The organism is Rubrobacter aplysinae, assembly GCF_001029505.1.
GTDB lineage: Bacteria > Actinomycetota > Rubrobacteria > Rubrobacterales > Rubrobacteraceae > Rubrobacter_A > Rubrobacter_A aplysinae.
Genome location: NZ_LEKH01000011.1, coordinates 48,270 through 66,783, shown reverse-complemented (window position 1 = coordinate 66,783; position 18,514 = coordinate 48,270). Strand labels below are relative to the sequence as shown.

The following is an 18,514-nucleotide window of genomic DNA, read 5'->3' as shown; positions in this document are numbered from 1 at the left end:
CTACCCGCTTCTACTTGCTTCTACTTGCGCCACTCGGACGAGACGGTCACCTCGACCTCGGAGGGGACCTTCTTGAGGAGCACCGCCCCGGCGCGGGTCATCGCGTCGCGCATCCTCCGGGAGACATCTTCGGCGAGGTCCTCGCGGCACTCGACGACGAACTCGTCGTGGATGGAGTTTATGAGGCGGGCGTCCAGGTCCTCGAGCTCGCGGCTGATGTAGATCAGGGCCAGCTTCGCGATGTCGGCGCTCGCCCCTTGAATCGGGAAGTTCATCGCCTCCCGCCGCAGGGCCGACTTGCGCTCCCGGTCCAGGCTCGACACGTCCCCGAACTTTCGCACCCTCCCGGAGAGCGTGCGCAGCGTGCGCTCCTTGAGCGCCCGGCTTGCCGTGCCCTGGAGGTAGTGCTGAACCCGCTCGTAGGTGGCGAAGTACTCGTTTATCAGGGTGCGGGCCCTCTCTTCATCCGTGCCGAGCTGGGCCGAGAGGCTGCGGGCCCCGCGGCCGTAGGCGAGGCCGAAGTTGATCCTCTTCGCCGCCGTGCGCTGCTCCTTGGTAACCTCTACCTTATCCACTCCGAACATCGTCGCCGCCGTAACGCCGTGCAGGTCGTCTCCGTTCTGGAAGGCCGTTACGAAGCCGGGGTCCTCCGAGACCTCTGCGAGTATCCTGAGCTCTATCTGCGAGTAGTCCGCGATGACCAGCGTGTAGCCGTCTTCCGCGACGAAGCAGCGGCGGAACTCGTCCTCGTTCGGGATCTGCTGCACGTTCGGGTTCGAGCAGGCCAGCCGTCCCGTGGGGACCCGGCACTGCAGGAAGCTCGGGTGGATGCGGCCCGTGGCGGGGTGGATGTAGTCGGCGTAGGTCTGGAGGTAGGTGCCGAGCTTCTTCTGCAGCTCGCGGTACTCCAGCAGGAGCTTCGCCGCCGGATGATCCACTTTCAGGAGCGTCCAGTGGTTCGTGTCCGGCAGGTCGAGACCGAGTGACTTGAAGGCGTCCGAGATCTGCTGCGGGCTGTTCAGGTTCAGCCGGGGGCCGAGCCCCTCCAGCGGCAGCACGCCCTCCGGCTCGGGGAACTGGGCGTCCAGCGCCAGCGCGGCCTCGTCGCGGCGCTCGCGGACCGTCTCTTCGAGGGCGCGCCAGCGGGCGAGATCGAGCTTTATACCGGCCAGCTCCATCTCGGCGATTGCGGGCACGGCCTGGAACTCTATCTTCGAGACGGTGCCGAGCTTCTCGGACGCGAGGTCCCGGCGTAGCCGCTCGGCGAGCGGCAGCAGGATGGCGGCGTCCGCGGCGGCGTACTCCAGCTGCTCGTCCGAGAGGGCACCCTCCCAGTTACTGGTCTGTCCGGCCTTGCCGATTTGGCGCCCCAGGTACCGCTCCGCGAGCGCGCCCAGAGAGTACGCCGGCGACTGGTCGCCGCCGCCGAGTAGCTGCGCGGCGAGCATGGTGTCGAAGATCGGGCCGAGCCTGACGCCGTGCTCGGCGTAGAGAAAGGCGTAGTCGAACTTGGCATTCTGCAACACCTTCGTCGGTCCGCCCTCCAGAAGCTCCCGGAGCGGAGACAGGTCCCCGATCTCGAAGAGATCCGCCACGAAGGTCTGCCGCGGAGAGGCGAGCTGCAGGAGCCGCACGCGGCCCTCACGCGGTGAGAGGCCCGTGGTCTCCGTGTCGAGCCCGACGTACTCCTCGTCGCGCAGGGCTTCCGCCGCACGTTCGAGGCCCGCGGCGTCGGTTATGAGGGTATAGGCCGTGGGCCCGGTCTCCCGCGCGCTTTGTGTATCTTGCGTATTTTGAGTGTCGCTCTCCACGGGCCGGATTCTAGCAGGGCCGGGGCTGGTGGCCGGCGTGAGCGGGCGTACTTTCGGCCCCGCCGCATGGGGTACACTCAGGGCGTATGGGTAACGCTTTCAAGATAGGTCGGGCTTTCGGCATAGACCTCAAGGTCCACTGGGCGTTCTTTCTACTGCCCGCCATAGTAGGCTTCCTGGCCTACCGGGGCACACAGAGCCTGGCGGCCACCGCGCTCTCTATCGGCATCGTCGTCGCGCTGTTCGTGTGCGTCTTGCTGCACGAGCTCGGTCACTCCGTGGTGGCGCAGCGGCTCGGCATAGACGTGCAGGACATCACGCTGCTGCCCATAGGCGGGCTGGCGCGCATGAAGAGCATACCCGAGAAGCCGGGCGACGAGATAAAGATAGCCGTCGCGGGGCCCCTGGTAAACGTCGTGCTCGCGCCCCTGTTTCTGGTGCCCGCGGTGCTGCTCGGGCTGGATCTCACGAGCTTCGTGAACCCGCTCTTCGGGCAGGTGGGCTCCGTATCCCACATCCTCTTCTACCTCGGCGCCCTGAACGTCTTTCTCGCGGTCTTCAATATGCTACCGGCGTTCCCGATGGACGGCGGACGCGTGCTGCGGGGAATCCTGGCGATACGCTTTGGGCCGGTCCGGGCGACGAACATCTCGGCCACCGTAGGGCAGATGCTCGCCGCGGCCGGCTTCGTGCTCGGAATCTTCTTCAACCCGGTGCTGATCCTGATCGCGGTCTTCGTCTTTTTCGGGGCCTCGGGCGAGGCCCAGATGGTGCGCCAGCGCGAGACGATGCGCGGCCTGTCCGTCGCCGACGTGATGGGCACCAAGCGCCGCACCGAGACGATCACGCCGTACCACAACTTCGGCCAGGTGCTCGACGCCGTCATACACGGCTACCAGGAGGACTTCCCGGTGGTGGACGAGTCGGGGAACCTGGTCGGAATAGTGACCCGGAACGAGATCATGTCCGCCGCCCACTCCTCGGACAAGTTCCTGACCGTCCGCGACCTGATGAAGACCGAGTACCCGACCGTCTCGCCCGAGGCCGACCTCTTCCAGGACGGCCAGCGCCTGCTACAGGAGAGCGGGATGCGCGCCCTGCCGGTGCTCCGGGACGGCGAGCTCGTCGGGATGCTGACCACCGAGGACGTCGGACAGGCGAGCCTCCTGAGAGAGGCGTCGAAGTAGAAGTACAGTAGAGGTACCGTAGAGGTACAAAGGAGAGCGCCGTGCGCATAGCTTCGCTTCTGCCCGGAGCCACAGAGATCGCGGCCCTCGTCGGGGCCGGGGACGACCTGGTCGGGGTCACCCACGAGTGCGACCACCCGCCCGGCGTGGAGCGTCTGCCGAAGCTTACCACCACCCCCATAGACCCCTCCCGCATGACGAGCGCCGAGATAGACGCCGCCGTAACGAGTCTCGGATCGTCCGCCGGAGCTTCGGGCGCCCTTACCGACGAGGGCAGCATCTACGGGCTGCAGACCGACCTGCTCGCCGAGCTCGCACCGGACCTCGTGCTCACCCAGGGCGTCTGCGACGTGTGCGCCGTCTCCATGAGCGTGGTCGAGCGGGGCGTCTCCGACCTGGACCCGGTGCCGCGCCTGATATCCCTGAACCCCTCCTCGCTCTCCGAGGTGCTCGACGACGTCGTTACCGTCGGTGAGGCGGTCGGACGCGGAGACGATGCCCGCCGCGAGCGGGACTCCCTGCGCCAGAGGCTCGCCGACGTCGAGGACCGTGTCCGTGGCCTCCCCCGGCCCCGCGTGGCCTGCCTGGAGTGGCTCGACCCGCTGTTCTCCGGCGGACACTGGGTCCCGGAGATGGTCCGCGCCGCCGGTGGCGAGGACGCGCTCGCGGCCCCCGGAGAGCCATCCGCGCGCATCTCGTGGGAGCACTTCGCGCAGACCGAGCCGGGGGTGGTCGTGCTGATGCCCTGCGGCTTCGACGCCGGGCGCGCCGCCACGGAGGCCCGCATTCTGGAGGAGGCGGCCGGCTGGAGCAGGGTACCGGCGGTCAGGGAAAATAAGGTGTGGGCCGTGGACGCGAGCTCGTACTTCTCCCGGCCCGCGCCCCGGCTCGTCGACGGGGTAGAGACGCTGGCCCGCATCCTGCACCCGGAGGCTTTCCCGGAAGGACCCGAGGGGCCAAACGAGCGGGCGGCGATCCAGGTAACCCGGTTTTCCGGCGTGCGTACCGGGTAAGCAGTCTCTAGCAGTCTTACAGGCCGGAGGTGCAAATGCTGTTAGAGGGCTCGTGTCACTGCGGAGCGGTTCGGTTCAGCGTCGAGAGCGCCATGCCCCATCCATATCTGCTCTGCTACTGCAGCATCTGTCGCAAGACCGATGGAGGGGGCGGCTACGCCATAAACCTCGGCGCGGACTCCTCGACGCTAGAGGTAGAAGGCGGGGAGAATATCGGCGTCTACAACGCGCTGATGCGCGATGAGGATGACCCTGGTGACGCCGAAGCTAGCCCGGGGCGCCGGAGCTTCTGCTCGCTGTGCGCGACCGCGCTGTGGGTCTATGATCCTCGCTGGCCCGAGCTCGTGCACCCCTTTGCCTCGGCGGTGGATACCCCGCTCCCCGAGCCGCCGGAGATGGTCAGGATGATGCTCGCGAACCGCGCCTCGTGGGCCGAGGTGCCGGAGGGCGAGGCCGCCCGCGGCGAGCGGCACTTCCAGGGCTTCCCCGATGAGTCCCTAGAGGAGTGGCACCGCCGCCACGGGCTATACGACGCGTAAGTTCTCGGGGTGGAGCCGTGAGCCGCATCCAGGACAGAGGCGAGCGCACCAGGAATTCCAGAGAACCCGGCAGCCCCGGGAAGCCCGGTACCAAGCTCGTCTTGAACGTGGCTATCGTGATCCTGTTCGCGGTCGGGCTCACGGTCGGCGCGCTATACGAGATATTCTTCGGGAGCATAATCCTCGCCCTCGGCGTCGTGCTGCTCGCCATCCGGGGCTATCTCGGCTCCGGGGACAGGGCGGTGACCGGCGTGCTCATCTTCGTGGCCTTCGCTACGGTGGCGATCCAGGCCATAGAGTATTTCCTGGCTCCCTGACGCGCCGGGGTTTGCCTCTGCTAGAACCGGAACAGGGCGAACGCCGCGGCTGCCAGACACACCAGGCCGAAGATAACGAGCCGGATGCCGGCCAGCACGTGGATGCCGCGCTCGGGGATCGGGCCGAGACCGCCTCTGTCTCCCGAGGCTCCGCCGCTGTCGTTGTTGCCGTCACGGCCGCCCCGGATCATGGCGTACACGCCGAAGAGGATCACGGCGAGACCTACGAGGCCAAGCAGGATGGCAGCCCCGGTAACCACCGTCTGTATCCTTTCTAGTCCTCGACCATGCGCAGCAGCAGCGCCCGGAACTCGGGGTCGTCGTGTAGCGGGAGGAACTCCTGGGAGCTCTTGAAGTGCTCCACGTCGCGTTCGCCGGCCTCGACGGCGCGCTCGATGTACTCCAGGGCGCTCTCGTAGTCGCCGCCCCGGGCCCGGATGCTGGCGAGCGCGGAGAGGGCGGGCGAGTAGCCGGGCTCGGCGGCGAGCGAGCGCATCAGTAGCTCCTCGGCGGCCTCGAAGTTCTCGGAGGCGTAGTAGAGGCTGGCGTAGGAGTACAGGGCGCGCGGGTTGGCCGGGTCGCCCTTCAGCGACTCCATGAAGTGCCGCTCGGCCTCCGGCGTCGCGCCCAGGCTCTCCTGGATCAGGCCGAGCTCCAGATGGGCTGCGGGGTCGGCGGGATCCAGCTCCAGCACACTCTGGTAGGAGGAGGCGGCCCCGTCGGTATCGCCGTTTGCCAGCCGGGACTCGGCCAGGGTGTGCAGGTGCCGGGGCTCGTCTCTACCGAGCGCCACCGCCTCTTCGGCCAGCGAGAGGGCCTCCTGGAGCGCCGCGCCGCTGCGGCTTTCTGATAGCAGATGCGCGGCGAGCTCGTCCCGGATCTCGGGCGATCCCGGACACTCCGCGAGGCCGCGTCTCAGAGCCGATTCGGCGGCCTCCGAGCGCGCGTTGCGGGCGTGACAGATGCCGAGGTTGGCGTGGGCCTCCCACCAGTCCGGGGTTGCCTCGATAACCTCCTCGTAGGCCTCGACGGCCTCGGGGTATCTACCGAGCATGTCCAGGGCGTTGGCCCGGAAGGTGCGGGCACCGCTGACCTGCTGCGGGTCTGCCGCCGTCTCCAGCGCCGCCTCGAAAAATCCCAGGGCGTTCGGGTAGTCCCCGGCGTCGAAGAGGGTCAGGCCGGCGTTTATGAACATGTCCGGGTCCTCGGAGTGGGAGTCCGTCCAACGCTCGAAGGTGGCCCGCGCGAGATCCACCTCACCCAGATTCCCGTAGTAGCGGCCGAGCTCGGCGTAGGTCTCCGCCGCATCCGGGTCGGCCTCTATGGCGCGCTCCAGGTGGTGGACGACCTTGAAGGGCTCCTCCCGGCGGGTACAGACCGCGGCCAGCCCGAGCCGGGGCGCGGGCCAGGCGGGGTCGAGATCCAGAGCATCCACGAAGCTCGCCTCGGCCTCCTCCAGCCGCCCGAGCTCCAGCAAGGCGCGACCGACCGCCTCTATGACCTCCGGCTCCTCCGGGGCCAGCGCCAGAGCCTGCTCGAAGCGGGAGAGGGCATCCTCGACGAGGCCCTCGCCGGCCAGCGTCTCGCCCTGCTCCAGAAGGTTCTCGTACTCCATCACCCCATAGATTAAATCAGATGGGGAACCCGCGCCCACCCCGCCTCATTGCGCCCATAGCGCACGCCCGGTATGCCGGTGAACGTAATGAAATGAAACGCAACGAAGTGAAGTGCAATGAAGCGAGGCGGCGAGAATAGGCCTACGATACAATCGTCCGGTCCATTCGAGATTCAGAGACATTTACAGACGTTTAGAGACAGGTGAGAATTTGGAGAACCCGCCGATTACCGAGAGGCTTGCGATTCGCTATCAGGATCTCGACCCTTACGGTCACGTCAACAACGCGGTCCACCTGGCCCTGTGTGAGTCGGTCAGGGTCGCATACATGCGGGGGCTTGCACGTGGTATGGGCCTCGGGGACCTCGAAGCCGGCGACATACCCGGCGTGCGTTACCTGGTCGCCGAGGCGAGCCTCCGTTACAAGGCCCCGATCTTCCTGGACGACACGGTCCACGGCGCGGCCCGGATCACCTACGTCTCGAACCGCTCGTGCGGCATGGAGTACGAGCTCCGGGTCGGAGAGAGCTACGAGACCGGGCGCGTAGCAGCCCAGGCCTCGACCGCCCTCGTCTTCTACGATCCCGACGAGGAAGAGATACGCCCCCGCCCCGACTGGTTCCTCTCCGCCGTCGCGGATTTCGAGGGCCGCTCCGAAGAGGACTTCAACCGCAAGGGTTGAGGGCTAGCTTCCTCCCGTTAGCCCGTCTCCAGCTCCTCTAGCTCCTCGGGGTAGGGCAACGCCCCCTGTGCCCCCGGTTTGGCGACCGCCGCGGTCCCGGCCTTTACGGCGTAGGGCACCGCATCCGGAAGGTCATACCCTTGCGCCAGCCTGGCGGCCAGCGCCCCGGCGAAGGCGTCGCCCGCGCCCGTGGTGTCTACGGGTTTCGTCCGGGACGCGGCGTACACAGCGGTGCCGTGCGGTGAGGTGAGCGCCGCGCCCACCGCGCCGAGCGTGATCACGGCCGAGCGGGGCCCGAGCTCCAGCAGTGCCTCCGCCGTGCCTTCCGGGGTACGAGCATTCTCGTCTCCTAGCAGAAAGGCGGCCTCGTGCTCGTTGACCACCAGCGGGTCGAGCAGCGCCAGCAGGGAGGAGGGGAGCTCGCGCGCCGGGGCCAGGTTCAGCATCACCCGGCCTCCGGCCCCGGTGACTATCTCCGCCGCCCGCCGTATGGCCCCGGCCTCGACCTCCATCTGGGCCACGAGCACCGACGCCTCCCGCAGGGCCCCGCTGGCGGCGTCTATCTCATCCGGCCCGAAGCGGCGGTTCGCCCCGGGGGAGACCGCGATAGCGTTCTCCCCATCCGGCGTGACGGTTATGAAGGCCGAGCCCGAGGTCTCTCCCCTGATGGTCTCTACGTGGGCGGTGTCCACGCCGTTGTCCGCGAGGTTCTGTACCAGACGTGGTCCGGCCGCGTCTCCTCCGACACGACCGAGCATCGAGACCCTGTTCGAGCCGTCTGGTTCGAGCAGCCGGGCGGCGGCGACCGCCTGGTTTGCCCCCTTGCCTCCGGGGAATAGCTCAAGCTCCGCGTCCGTAACCGTCTCGCCCGGCCCGGGGCGGCGATCCAGCCGCAACACGTAGTCCTGGTTTATGGAGCCAACTACGAAGATTCCGGCCACGCTGTGCCTCCTCGTTTATACGAACCTCGCGGCATTCTACAGAATGCTACACAATGAGGCGTCGTGGAGAGCTTGAGCCAACTACCGAGCCACGGCGAGCCGGGGGCGGTCGTGTACCGGGCCGACTGCGTGCGCCTGATGCGCATGATGCCCGCCGGCTGCGTGGACGCCGTCTTCGCCGACCCGCCGTACCGGCTTTCGGGCGGCGGCGTCACCGTGAAGGGCGGGAGGCTCCGGTCCGTGGACAAGGGCGAGTGGGACCGGCCCCGAGGTTTCACGGAGGATCACGATTTCAACGTCCGGTGGCTCTCCGAAGCGCAACGGGTACTGAAACCGGACGGCACGCTGTGGGTGACGGGGACGCATCACATCATATTCAGTCTCGGATACGCGCTACAAAGCCTCGGCTTCAGGGTCCTTAACCACGTGGTGTGGGAGAAGCCAGACCCGCCGCCAAACGCGTCCCGCACGAGCTTCAAACACGCGCACGAGTCCCTGATCTGGGCCTCAAAGAGCCGCGCCTCCCGCCACACCTTCAACCACGATCTCGTGAACCTCGTGAACAGCCCCGACCCTTCTGACCAGCTCTCCAGCGTGTGGCGCATGAGGCCGGTCTCGCGTGCCGAGAAACGCCACGGCGGCCACCCGACCCAGAAGCCGCTACGCCTGGTGCGCCGGGCGCTCCTGGCCTCCACCCGCGAGGGAGACCTCGTGCTCGACCCTTTCGCCGGCTCCGGCACCACCGCCGTCGCCGCCAAGGAGCTCGGCCGGGCCTTCGTCGGCGCGGAGCTAGAAGAGGAGTTCGCGGAGCTCGCCGCCCGGCGCATCGCAGCCGCCCGCCGGGGCTCGACACTGGAGAGACTGGAAGCCCTGCGCGGGCCCTCGGATACCGGTTAGATGCTCGCTCTCGTGCTCGCCGACACCCACATCCCACGCCGGGCGAAAGCGTTGCCGGAGGCGCTGCGGCCCTATCTGGAGCGGGCGGACGCGATCCTGCACGCCGGAGACCTCATGGACCCCGCTGTGCTGGATACGCTGGCTGGATACGCTCCGACCTACGCCGTCCGGGGCAACCTCGACCCACCGGAGGCCGGGCTGCCGGAGACGGTTGAGCTCGATCTCGGTGGGGTGCGGGTCGCCATGATCCACGACTCCGGGCGCAAGGAGGGCCGCCGCAGGAGGATGTCGCGTCGCTTCCCGGAGGCTCGCGTGGTCGTATTCGGGCACTCGCACATACCATTACTGGAGGATGAAGGCGGCTTGATGCTCCTCAACCCCGGCAGCCCGACCGATAAGCGCCGCCAGCCGGAGTACACCTTCGCCGTCCTGGAGACGGACGGAGGAGAGATCGAGGCCCGCATCGTGGCGCTGTAGTTTGCAGTCTCCAGTACGTGGCGGTACTTTGGGCGGGTGAGAGTCAGGATAAATCCCCGGAGCGACGGTCGTTACGGCAGGCTGGTGGAGAGGGTGGAGCGCGTTACCGAGCTTCCCATGCTCCTGCTCTCACTGGTCTACGTGTTCGTGCTCGTCGCGGGCTATCTATCCGAGCCGGGCTCCGGTCTACTCCAGAACGCCCTGTTTGTGGAGGGTGTGATCGTTGCCGCCTTCGCCGCCGAGCTGGCCGTGAAGGTTGCCGTCGCCCGGCCCCGGCTCGCCTATCTGAAAGAGAACTGGATTCAGGTTGCAATCGTGATTTTGCCTTTCTTGAGACCGCTCCGGGTACTGGCGGTGTTGAGAGCTCTCCCCTTCATCTTGCGGGGCCTTGCGGGCGTGAAGCGCGTGCTGGGCAACTATCAGGGCGCGAATGTGCTGGTGCTCGGCGGCGCGACGCTACTAGCCGGTACGGGTCTGGTCTTGATCTCCGAGCACGATACCGGCGGTCCCATACAGAGCTTTGGGGACGCGCTGTGGTGGGCGCTCGCCACCGTTACCTCCGTGGGCTACGGGGACGTTTATCCGGTGACTCCCGCAGGGCGCACTGTAGCCTTTGTCGTCATGGTAGTCGGCATAACGGTCTTCGGTGTGTTGACAGCCGGGATCGCGGCCTACTTCGTCGAGAGCTCCTCCGGGGAGGGGCGTGGGGAGGACGATCGGCTGGACCGCATCCTTGAGAAGCTCGACTCTCTGGAGAAGCGGGTAGACGAGCTGGACCGTCACATCGGAGGCGACCGGCGCTAGCGAGTAGAATGCCATGTCACCGTTGGTAGCCCCAGAGATCACCCGTATCCTCAACGGATGGAGCAGTCTGATACGCAAGGCGGGAGTAATCGCGGGCGTGGTGCCGGCCTGAACCCCGCGGGCCGCTTCGAGCCCATTGAGATAGAGCCCGACCCGGAAGAAACCGCCGGAGACCCTTCTCCCACGACGCGGTTCTACGAGGACTCTTCGCGTTCGATCATCACCACCAACGACAGCCCGGACATCCCCTTCTCCGCGAGCCTCAACCCCTACCGGGGCTGCGAACATGGCTGCGCCTACTGCCTCTCCGGCGACACTCCCGTACTGCTGGCGGACGGGAGCACCCGCGAGCTGCAAGACTTGCGGGTTGGGGAGGGGATCTACGGCACCACCAGAGACGGCTACTACCGTCGCTACACGAGAACTTCCGTGCTGGCCCACTGGAGCACGATAAAGCGAGCCTACCGCCTCACCCTGGAAGACGGCACGCAACTCATCGCCAGCGGAGACCACCGCTTCCTCACCGAACGCGGCTGGAAGTACGTGACCGGCTCCGGTCACGGAGACGGACAGAGGCCTCACCTGACGTCGAACAACAGTCTGATGGGCGTTGGCTCATTCGCCCGGCCACCCGAGAAGGATTACGACTACCGGCGAGGGTATCTCTGCGGGATCATCCGCGGAGATGGTCACCTCGCCTCATATAAGTACGAACGTGCCGGACGCGCCCACGGAAACCAACACCAGTCCCGGCTCGCACTATCCGACGAAGAGGCCCTGACGCGCGCGAGCCGTTACCTGCTGGACTTCGAGGTTCCCACGCACGATTTCCTCTTTCAGAAAGCCACTACCACCGGGAAGGAGATGCGGGGCATCCGCGCCTCGGCACTAGCCAGCGTGGAGCTCGTAAAGGAGACCATTGCATGGCCCGATGACTACTGCGGAGCCTGGAGTAAAGGGTTTCTCGCGGGTATCTTCGATGCAGAGGGAAGCTACCGTAACGGCGTGCTGCGCATCTTCAATACGGATACCGAGATCATCGAGCGTGTCCTGCGTCGTCTCGGCTCACTGGGATTCGAAACGGTAACAGAAGAGCGCGCCGGCAGCCGGACGGAGCCGCTGAAGTCGATACGGGTTCGAGGAGGCCTCGGCGAGCACCTGCGTTTCTTCCACCTCGTGGACCCGACAATCGGGCGAAAGCGCGACATCTCCGGGCAGGCTGTCAAGAACGGGGCAGACCTCCGGGTGGCCTCCATCGAGCCGGTCGGCACCATGAGGATGTACGACATCACCACGGGCACCGGAGACTTTATCGCCAACGGAGTGGTGAGCCACAACTGCTACGCCCGTCCAACCCACGAGTATCTCGGGCTCTCTGCCGGGCTGGACTTCGAGAGCAAGGTGATGGCCAAGCGTGACGCCCCGACCTTGCTGCGCCGGAAGCTCTCGTCCAAGAGCTGGGAGCCGAAGACCCTCGCCATGAGCGGCGTTACCGATCCCTACCAGCCGGTGGAGCGCAGGCTGCGCATCACCCGCGGCTGTCTGGAGGTGCTCGCCGAGGCCCGCAACCCCGTCGCCGTGGTTACCAAGAATCACCTCGTCACCCGCGACGTGGACCTGCTCGCAGAGCTGGCGCACTACGATGCTGTCTCCGTCGCCATCTCGCTCACCACCCTGGACCCGGAGCTAAAGCGGGTGCTGGAGCCCCGTACCTCGCCTCCGAAGCGCCGTCTCGCCGCAGTAGAGCTTCTCGCCGAGGCGGGCGTACCCGTCGGGGTGATGACGGCCCCGATCATACCCGCCGTCAACGATCACAAGCTCCCCGACCTACTGCGGGCCGCGGCGGATGCAGGCGCGCAGTTCGCCGCCCATACGGTGGTGCGGCTGCCGGGCGCGGTGGCACCGCTCTTCGAGGACTGGCTGGAGAGGAACCTCCCCGACCGCAAGGAGAAGGTTCTCAACCGGCTACGCTCGATGCGCGGCGGCCGTCTCAACGACCCGCGGTTCGGATCCCGCATGCAGGGCGAGGACATCTTCGCCGAAGGGATCCACCAGCTCTTCGCCATAAGCCGCCGCCGGGCCGGAATCCCCGAAGGCCGCGCCCCGCTCTCGACCGCCCACTTCCGCCGTCCGGACGAGCCCGGCACCCAGGCGAGGCTGTTCGACTAGAAAGCGAGTCTATTCAGAAGCTCGGCGTTACTCCACGGGAACGAGACCCACCGCCCTTACCCACGCGCCGCTGGCTTTTTCTAGTTTGATCGGCAATGCCAGGAGTGTGGCGCCCAGTGCCGGTAGCTTCGCCAGGTTGGCGAGCTTTTCCAGGTGCCAGTAGCTCCGCTCTAGCCCGGCGTAGTGGGCGGGCCAGAGTAGGGAAGGGTCTTTCTTCTCCCGCCACTCCTCACCTATTAGCGTGTACGGTCTGTCGAGGCTCCAGGCGTCGGTCCCTGTGAGCCTTACGCCCCGATCCGCCAGGTAGAGAACCGCCTCCCGCCCGAGGCCACAGCCGTAAGTGAAGTACTCCTCGGTGCCCCACAGGGCGTCCGCCCCGGTCCGGAAAAGCACGATGTCTCCCGGGGACAGTGTATGATCCAGGCCTTGGAGACGTTCTTGTATCTCTGCCGGGGTTACCAGGTATCCCGTTGGCAGGTCCGATACGTCGAGCACGATCGCGGGGCCTACGCAGAGGCTCAGGGGCGTCTCGTCGATCTTGTGCGCCGGCTCACCCTCAGAGACCGGAGCATAATGCCAGGGAGCATCCATGTGGGTCCCGGCGTGGGTAGAGAGCTTGGCCTTCTCGCCGGCGAGGCCCAGGCCCGAGGGCAGAGCCTCCGGAGGAATGCCGAAGAGGTGCCGCCAGAGCTCCGCGCCTTCTTCGTGGGAGGTGTATCGCAGCCGTGGGGGATCCGGCTCGCCCGGGGTCGGTCCTACGGTCCGGCTCAGGTCTAGGAGCCGGACGCGCCTGCCCAGGAGCTCTACGACGCCGCTCTCGTCACCCGCTATGCTAGCCACGCCCCGTCTCGGAGCCCGAAGGCTGCCGGGCCTCGGTTACACCGTACTCCAGACCGTCCACCAGGGCCTGCCAGGAGGCCTCGATGATGTTCTCGCCGACTCCGACCGCGCCCCAGAGCTTCTTGCCGTCGGAGGAGTCTATTAGTACGCGGGTCGTCGCGTCGGTGGCGCGGTGCTCGTCCAAAATGCGCACCTTGTAGTTGGTGAGGTGTATCTCGGCGAGCTCTGGGTAGTGAGACTCTATGGCGCGGCGCAGAGCGCGGTCCAGGGCGCTTACGGGGCCGTTGCCCTCGGCGGTGGTAATGACGCGCTGTCCCTTTACCCACAGCTTTATGGTGGCCTCGGTGATCGCTTCTCCGTCGGAACGTTTCTCGGAGATGATCCTGAACGTCTCGAGCTCGAAGAGCGGCGCGTCCTCGCCGGAGGTGCGTCCGATCAAGAGCGCCAGCGAGGCGTCGGCGGCCTCGTAGTGGTATCCCTCGTACTCGCGGCGCTTTATGGCTTCGAGCACCGCGTTCGCGTCCACCTCCCGGATGCCGAGCTCCTCGGCCTTGCGCCGGATGGTGTTCTTGCCCGATAGCTCGCCGACGGGCATCCTTCGGACGTTGCCAACGCTCTCGGGAGCGACGTGCTCGTAGGTGCCAGGGTCCTTGGAGATGCCGTCCACGTGCAGCCCGCCCTTGTGGGCGAAGGCGCTGCGCCCGACGTACGGCCGGTGGGTGTCGGGGGTGAGGTTCATCAGCTCGGAGATGTAGTTGGACGCCTCGGTGAGGCGGGTGAGCTGATCTTCGCCCACGATCCGATGGTCCATCTTTAGCTGCAGGTTCGCGATTACGGGCACCAGGTCACAGTTGCCGCAACGCTCGCCGACGCCGTTGATGGTGCCCTGCACGTGGGTCCCCCCCGCCTCTACCGCGGCTAGGGCGTTTGCCACGCCGCACCCCGAGTCGTTGTGGGTGTGGATGCCGACCTCGACGCCCGGGTGGACGCGGGTGATCTCTCCGACCGTCTCCGACACGATCCCCTGTAGCTCGCCCGGTACCGTGCCGCCGTTGGTGTCGCAGAGGACCACCGTATTCGCCCCCGCCTCCGCCGCCGCCCGCAGCGTGGAGAGGGCGTGTCCGGGATCGTCCTTGTAGCCGTCGAAGTAGTGCTCGGCGTCGAAGATGACCTCCTTGTCCGCCGCCGCGAGGTAGCGCACGGTGTCGCCTATGGAGGCCAGGTTCTCTTCCGGGGTGGTGCCGAGCACCTTCTCGACCTGCATCCGCCAACTCTTGGCCACGATGCACGCCACCGGAGCGGAGAGTGAGGCCAGAAGCGTTACCGCGGGATCATCGTCGGCGCGGCCATTTGGACGACGGGCGCGAGTGAAGGCCACTATCCTGGCGGTCTCGAGCTCGGAGGCGTCGAAGCCCTCGAAGAACTCCAGATCCTTGGGATTGGAGGCCGGGAAACCAGCCTCGATGTAGTGGATGCCGAGGGTGTCTAGCTCGCGGGCTATCCGGATCTTGTCCTCGGTGGTTAGAGTAACGCCCTCGCGCTGTGTCCCGTCACGCAGCGTCGTGTCGAATAGCCTGACGCTCATCGCGCCTCCTCCTGTTCTTTCTGTCCCTGCTGCGTGTTACTTGTATTAGACATATGCTCCAGGACCGCCCGCGTGGCCTCCTCCGTTCCGCTCTCCCCGCCGAGGTCGCGGGTGAGGATGCCGTTCTCTGTGGAGACGTGTACCGCCTGCTCGATGGCGTCAGCCGCCGTGGCCTCTCCCAGCGAGTGGCGCAGGAGCAGCGCCGCCGAGAGGATCGCGGCGTAGGGGTTCGCCACGCCCTGACCGGCGATGTCCGGTGCCGAGCCGTGGACCGGCTCGTACAGGCCGGGCTTTCCGGGGGCCCCGAGCGAGGCGGAGGGGAGCATGCCCATCGAGCCCGGCAGCATCGCAGCCTCGTCGGAGAGAATGTCGCCGAAGAGGTTCTCGGTCACGATCACGTCGAAGCGCTTGGGGTTCTGCACGAGATACATCGCCGCTGCGTCCACCAGCACGTGCTCCAGCTCCACATCCGGGTACTCCGCCGCTAGCTCGTTTACCACCCGGCGCCACAGGCGGCTCGTGGCGACGACGTTTGCCTTGTCCACCGAGGTGAGCTTCCCGTTACGGCCCCGGGCGGCCTCGAAGGCGACGCGGGCGACGCGCCTTATCTCCTCTGTTGTGTAGACGACCGAGTCCGAGGCGAGATCCCCGCTCTCGCCGGCCTCCTCTTTCTCGCCGAAGTACATGCCGCCGGTGAGCTCGCGCACTATGAGGAGATCCACACCCTCGACGACCTCGGGCTTTAGCGGTGAGTATGGCGTGAGCGCCGGGTTGGAGGCGACGGGGCGGAGGTTGGCGAAAACCTCCAGGGCGCTGCGCAGTTTGAGTAGTCCCGCCTCGGGCCTTACGGAGCCGCCGTCGTAGTCCGGGTGGCCGACCGCTCCGAGCAAGACCGCGTCCGAGCCCCGGGCCGCCTCCAGCGTCTCATCGGAGATCGGGGCTCCTTCGGAGCGGATCGCCCCCGCCCCCGCGAGCCGCTCTTCGTACTCGACCTCGAAGCCGAAGCGCCCCGCCGCCGCGTCCAGTACCTCCCGCGCCGCGCCGACGACCTCCGGGCCGATGCCGTCGCCGGGGAGTAGCAGTATCTTGTAAGACTGGCTCATCTAAAATCTCCTTACATTATGACAATGCGTCACTGTTAGAACTCCTCCTGTGAGTCTAGCCACTCCCGTCCCCCGGGTCCGAGCGCCTCCGCCAGCAGATCCTCCGCCCGCGACTCGTCTAACTCTGTCTCGCGCCGCAGCGCCGCGACCAGCCGCGGCAGGAACGCCTCGCCGAAGCCCGCGAGCGCCGCCGCGCCGAGCCTCAGCAGCAGGTTCTGGAAGGCCATCTGCTCACCGGCCGCCGCCGGCGTATGAAATCCCCGGATCGTGAAGCCGGGGCTCTCCATGCGAGTCAGATGTTCGTCTAGCGGTAGCGCCTCCCTGCGGGCAACGGCGGCGGAGGCGGCCTGAGGCGGCAGCTCGCGCAGCCAGGATGGGATGCGGACGGCTACCACTCCGGCCAGGAAAGCGTGGGCCAGCTCATGGTGGACTACCAGCGGCAGCGTCGCCCCGGTCCGGGGCTGTATCGCCCCGGATAGCCTCTCAGGAATTACGAGCGCCGGGGGCTCCGTAGCGCGGGTGAAGTACGGCAGTCCGCGAGGATAGGGGCGCGAGTTGTCCCTGGGGGCCGCGTCCCAGTCGTCGCCGGCGACGACCAGCGCCTCCAGAGCCGGTGCCGAAATGCCGAGCATCTCTGGCAGCGCGGCGAGCCCCGTCTCCAGGTGGGCAAGTACCTCCCGGCCCAGCAGCGGGAGGTGCGGGGCGTGGCGGACCACGGCCCCGTTCTCGCCCTCCAGCCGGGGGTACTCCGGCAACGCCGCCCCGTCCCGGGTTACGGAGTCTACGGCGTGCTCGCGGCCCAATCCGCGCTCAGCTTCTTGCCGGTGGCGTACACGTTTGCGGCCCGCACGTAGGCGCGGGCGGCGGCGTCCACGACGTCCTGGGAGAGGCCGCGGCCCGAGTACTCCGCGCCGTCGAACTCTACCGTGACCCGAACCTCGCCGAGGGCGTCCTTGCCACCGGTAACGGCGTCTATGCGGAAGTCGGTGAGGCGGCCCTTCACGCCGGTCGCCGCGTCCACGGCGCGGAAAACGGAGTCCACGGGACCGTCGCCCTCGGCCTCGGCCTCGAAGGTGCCGTGGTCGGCGTGCGAGATGGTAACGGCGGCCCGGCTCTGGCGGCCCGTTGCGGCGACGACGCGGAACGACTCGAGGACGTACTTGCCCTCGAAGGCCCCGACCTCGTCGGCGGCGATGGCTTCGAGGTCGGCGGCGGTGACGCTCTTCTTGTGGTCCGCTATCTCCTTGAACCGCTCGAAGGCCCGCTTGAGCGGCTCGCCTTCGAGGTGGTAGCCGAGCTCTGCGAGGGCGTCGGAGAGGGCGTGGCGGCCGGAGTGCTTGCCGAGGAAGATGTTGTTGGAGTCGAGGCCGATGTCCTCGGGCTTCATGATCTCGAACGTCCGCCGGTCCTTTAAGACGCCGTCCTGGTGGATGCCGGACTCGTGGGCGAAGGCGTTGCGCCCGACGATCGCCTTGTTCGGCGGCACGTCGTAGCCGGTGACGTTGGAGATCAGGCGCGACGTGTTCGAGAGCTGGCGCGTCTCGGTGCCGACCTCCACGCCGTAGAAGTCTTCCCGGGTGGCGAGCGCCATCACGACCTCCTCTAGAGAGGCATTCCCGGCCCGCTCGCCGATGCCGTTCACCGCGACCTCGATCTGACGCGCCCCCGCAGTCACGCCAGCCAGAGAGTTCGCAACCGCGAGCCCCAGGTCATCGTGGCAGTGGACGGAGAGGGTACGCTCCGCAAGCTCGGGTACGCGCTCCTTCAGATCGCGCAGGAAAGCGGCGAACTCCACCGGGGTGGTGTAGCCGACGGTGTCGGCGATGTTCACTACGTCCGCCCCGGCCTCGACCGCCGCGGCGACCACCTCGGACAGAAAGCCGATATCCGTGCGGGTCGCGTCCATCGGGGAGAACTCAACGTCCGGCGAGAGCGACTTCGCGTGCCCGACGGCCTCACGGGCCATCTTCACGATGTCCTCCTTGTTGGAGCGCATCTGATGCTCGATGTGGAGATCGGAGGTGCCGACGAAGGTGTGGATGCGGGGCCGCTCGGACCACTGCACCGCCTCCCAGGCGCGGACGATGTCCGCCTCGTGTACGCGGGCGAGACCGGTAATTATGGGGCCCCGCACCTCGCTTGCGATGCGGCTTACGGACTCGAAGTCGCCCTCGCTCGTAATGGGGAACCCGGCCTCTATTACGTCTACCTTGAGCCGCCCGAGCTGCTGGGCGATCTCTACCTTTTCCTCTACCGAGAGTGAGATACCGGGCGACTGCTCGCCGTCGCGCAGGGTGGTGTCGAAGATGTGTACTCGCTCCGTGCCTTCCTTACCTTCCATAACCTCTCTCCTATTCTTCTATACAGCCAAGGCTCGTAAGACTTTCGATGCTACGGCTTTTAGACCTGGTGTTTTAGGTGGCCACAGAGACTCGGTACAGGCCCCGCCCGGCTAGACGCCGGGACGGATAATTCGCCTGGCGTGCCGGCTGCGGAGGCCGGGGAGACCGCGGTCCACCCCGGCTAGTCGTAGT

At 66.9% G+C, this 18,514-nt stretch carries 18 protein-coding genes; 9 read left to right on the top strand and 9 right to left on the bottom strand.

From position 1 onward, the window contains the following. Positions 1-20 precede the first annotated feature (20 nt). Positions 21-1,811 carry a bifunctional 3'-5' exonuclease/DNA polymerase gene (locus ABD53_RS11550; protein ID WP_047865943.1) on the bottom strand — a complete coding sequence of 597 codons (1,791 nt, stop codon included), beginning with the start codon at positions 1,809-1,811 and terminating at the stop codon, positions 21-23. A gap of 86 nt (positions 1,812-1,897) precedes the next feature. On the opposite strand from ABD53_RS11550, the gene ABD53_RS11545 reads away from it, so the two are divergent. The 4 genes from ABD53_RS11545 to ABD53_RS11530 are packed head-to-tail and all read left to right on the top strand — an operon-like array spanning position 1,898 to position 4,867. After that, entirely contained in the window at positions 1,898-2,998 is a 1,101-nt protein-coding gene (locus ABD53_RS11545) for a site-2 protease family protein (RefSeq protein WP_047865942.1), read from the top strand. A gap of 41 nt (positions 2,999-3,039) precedes the next feature. Further along, positions 3,040-4,011 (top strand): cobalamin-binding protein, encoded by a 972-nt coding sequence (locus ABD53_RS11540; protein WP_047865941.1) that lies wholly within the window; start codon positions 3,040-3,042, stop codon positions 4,009-4,011. 35 nt (positions 4,012-4,046) lie between these two features. Next, the gene (locus tag ABD53_RS11535) at positions 4,047-4,550 is read left to right on the top strand and encodes a GFA family protein (RefSeq protein WP_047865940.1); all 504 of its coding nucleotides are present in this window, start codon (positions 4,047-4,049) and stop codon (positions 4,548-4,550) included. A 17-nt stretch (positions 4,551-4,567) separates the two neighbouring features. Further along, positions 4,568-4,867, top strand: coding sequence for a hypothetical protein (locus ABD53_RS11530; protein WP_047865939.1), 300 nt, complete (start codon positions 4,568-4,570; stop codon positions 4,865-4,867). Between the two features lie 20 nt (positions 4,868-4,887). Here the strand turns inward: ABD53_RS11530 and ABD53_RS11525 are convergent, their stop codons facing one another. Both ABD53_RS11525 and ABD53_RS11520 read right to left on the bottom strand, forming a co-directional pair. Then, positions 4,888-5,127: a hypothetical protein gene (locus tag ABD53_RS11525; RefSeq protein WP_047865938.1), complete on the bottom strand. Its 240-nt coding sequence runs from the start codon at positions 5,125-5,127 to the stop codon at positions 4,888-4,890. 14 nt (positions 5,128-5,141) lie between these two features. Next, positions 5,142-6,482, bottom strand: a complete 1,341-nt coding sequence (locus ABD53_RS11520; protein ID WP_047865937.1) for a tetratricopeptide repeat protein — start codon at positions 6,480-6,482, stop codon at positions 5,142-5,144. 211 nt (positions 6,483-6,693) lie between these two features. Between ABD53_RS11520 and ABD53_RS11515 the strand changes: the two genes are divergently transcribed. Beyond that, a complete protein-coding gene (locus ABD53_RS11515) occupies positions 6,694-7,164 on the top strand; it encodes an acyl-CoA thioesterase (protein ID WP_047865936.1) in 471 nt (156 codons plus the stop codon). Positions 7,165-7,181: 17 nt separating this feature from the next. On the opposite strand, the gene ABD53_RS11510 is transcribed toward ABD53_RS11515, so the two are convergent. After that, on the bottom strand, positions 7,182-8,105 hold the full coding sequence (locus ABD53_RS11510) for a ribokinase (RefSeq protein WP_047865935.1): 924 nt from the start codon (positions 8,103-8,105) through the stop codon (positions 7,182-7,184). Between the two features lie 72 nt (positions 8,106-8,177). Here ABD53_RS11510 and ABD53_RS11505 point away from each other — a divergent pair, with 72 nt between their 5' ends. The 4 genes from ABD53_RS11505 to ABD53_RS17515 are packed head-to-tail and all read left to right on the top strand — an operon-like array spanning position 8,178 to position 12,452. Then, positions 8,178-9,002, top strand: coding sequence for a DNA-methyltransferase (locus ABD53_RS11505; protein WP_053057996.1), 825 nt, complete (start codon positions 8,178-8,180; stop codon positions 9,000-9,002). Continuing rightward, positions 9,003-9,479: a metallophosphoesterase family protein gene (locus tag ABD53_RS11500; RefSeq protein WP_047865934.1), complete on the top strand. Its 477-nt coding sequence runs from the start codon at positions 9,003-9,005 to the stop codon at positions 9,477-9,479. It begins immediately after the preceding gene. A gap of 36 nt (positions 9,480-9,515) precedes the next feature. Then, positions 9,516-10,283, top strand: a complete 768-nt coding sequence (locus ABD53_RS11495) for a potassium channel family protein (protein ID WP_152670744.1) — start codon at positions 9,516-9,518, stop codon at positions 10,281-10,283. 57 nt (positions 10,284-10,340) lie between these two features. Continuing rightward, positions 10,341-12,452, top strand: a complete 2,112-nt coding sequence (locus tag ABD53_RS17515; RefSeq protein ID WP_084709573.1) for a PA0069 family radical SAM protein — start codon at positions 10,341-10,343, stop codon at positions 12,450-12,452. Between the two features lie 27 nt (positions 12,453-12,479). On the opposite strand, the gene ABD53_RS11485 is transcribed toward ABD53_RS17515, so the two are convergent. From ABD53_RS11485 to ABD53_RS11465, 5 genes are read right to left on the bottom strand one after another with little or no spacing between them, the layout of a single operon-like run. Further along, positions 12,480-13,292, bottom strand: a complete 813-nt coding sequence (locus ABD53_RS11485) for a cyclase family protein (RefSeq protein ID WP_084709572.1) — start codon at positions 13,290-13,292, stop codon at positions 12,480-12,482. After that, a complete protein-coding gene (cimA, locus tag ABD53_RS11480) occupies positions 13,285-14,877 on the bottom strand; it encodes a citramalate synthase (RefSeq protein WP_047865933.1) in 1,593 nt (530 codons plus the stop codon). The genes ABD53_RS11485 and cimA overlap by 8 nt, the downstream gene beginning before the upstream one ends. After that, on the bottom strand, positions 14,874-15,980 hold the full coding sequence (gene leuB / locus ABD53_RS11475) for a 3-isopropylmalate dehydrogenase (RefSeq protein ID WP_047865932.1): 1,107 nt from the start codon (positions 15,978-15,980) through the stop codon (positions 14,874-14,876). Before leuB ends, cimA begins: the two co-directional genes overlap by 4 nt. Positions 15,981-16,015: 35 nt before the next feature. After that, positions 16,016-16,783 carry a hypothetical protein gene (locus tag ABD53_RS11470; RefSeq protein WP_047865931.1) on the bottom strand — a complete coding sequence of 256 codons (768 nt, stop codon included), beginning with the start codon at positions 16,781-16,783 and terminating at the stop codon, positions 16,016-16,018. Next, positions 16,762-18,321, bottom strand: a complete 1,560-nt coding sequence (locus ABD53_RS11465; RefSeq protein ID WP_047865930.1) for a 2-isopropylmalate synthase — start codon at positions 18,319-18,321, stop codon at positions 16,762-16,764. The genes ABD53_RS11470 and ABD53_RS11465 overlap by 22 nt, the downstream gene beginning before the upstream one ends. Positions 18,322-18,514: the final 193 nt, after the last annotated feature.

Bases quoted from the DNA above. Each gene is read 5' to 3' on its own strand.
- leuB (WP_047865932.1), bottom strand. From the start codon at position 15,980: ATGAGCCAGTCTTACAAGATACTGCTACTCCCCGGCGACGGCATCGGC.
- ABD53_RS11465 (WP_047865930.1), bottom strand. From the start codon at position 18,321: ATGGAAGGTAAGGAAGGCACGGAGCGAGTACACATCTTCGACACCACC.
- ABD53_RS11520 (WP_047865937.1), bottom strand. From the start codon at position 6,482: ATGGAGTACGAGAACCTTCTGGAGCAGGGCGAGACGCTGGCCGGCGAG.
- ABD53_RS17515 (WP_084709573.1), top strand. From the start codon at position 10,341: ATGGAGCAGTCTGATACGCAAGGCGGGAGTAATCGCGGGCGTGGTGCC.
- ABD53_RS11545 (WP_047865942.1), top strand. From the start codon at position 1,898: ATGGGTAACGCTTTCAAGATAGGTCGGGCTTTCGGCATAGACCTCAAG.
- ABD53_RS11535 (WP_047865940.1), top strand. From the start codon at position 4,047: ATGCTGTTAGAGGGCTCGTGTCACTGCGGAGCGGTTCGGTTCAGCGTC.
- cimA (WP_047865933.1), bottom strand. From the start codon at position 14,877: ATGAGCGTCAGGCTATTCGACACGACGCTGCGTGACGGGACACAGCGC.
- ABD53_RS11500 (WP_047865934.1), top strand. From the start codon at position 9,003: ATGCTCGCTCTCGTGCTCGCCGACACCCACATCCCACGCCGGGCGAAA.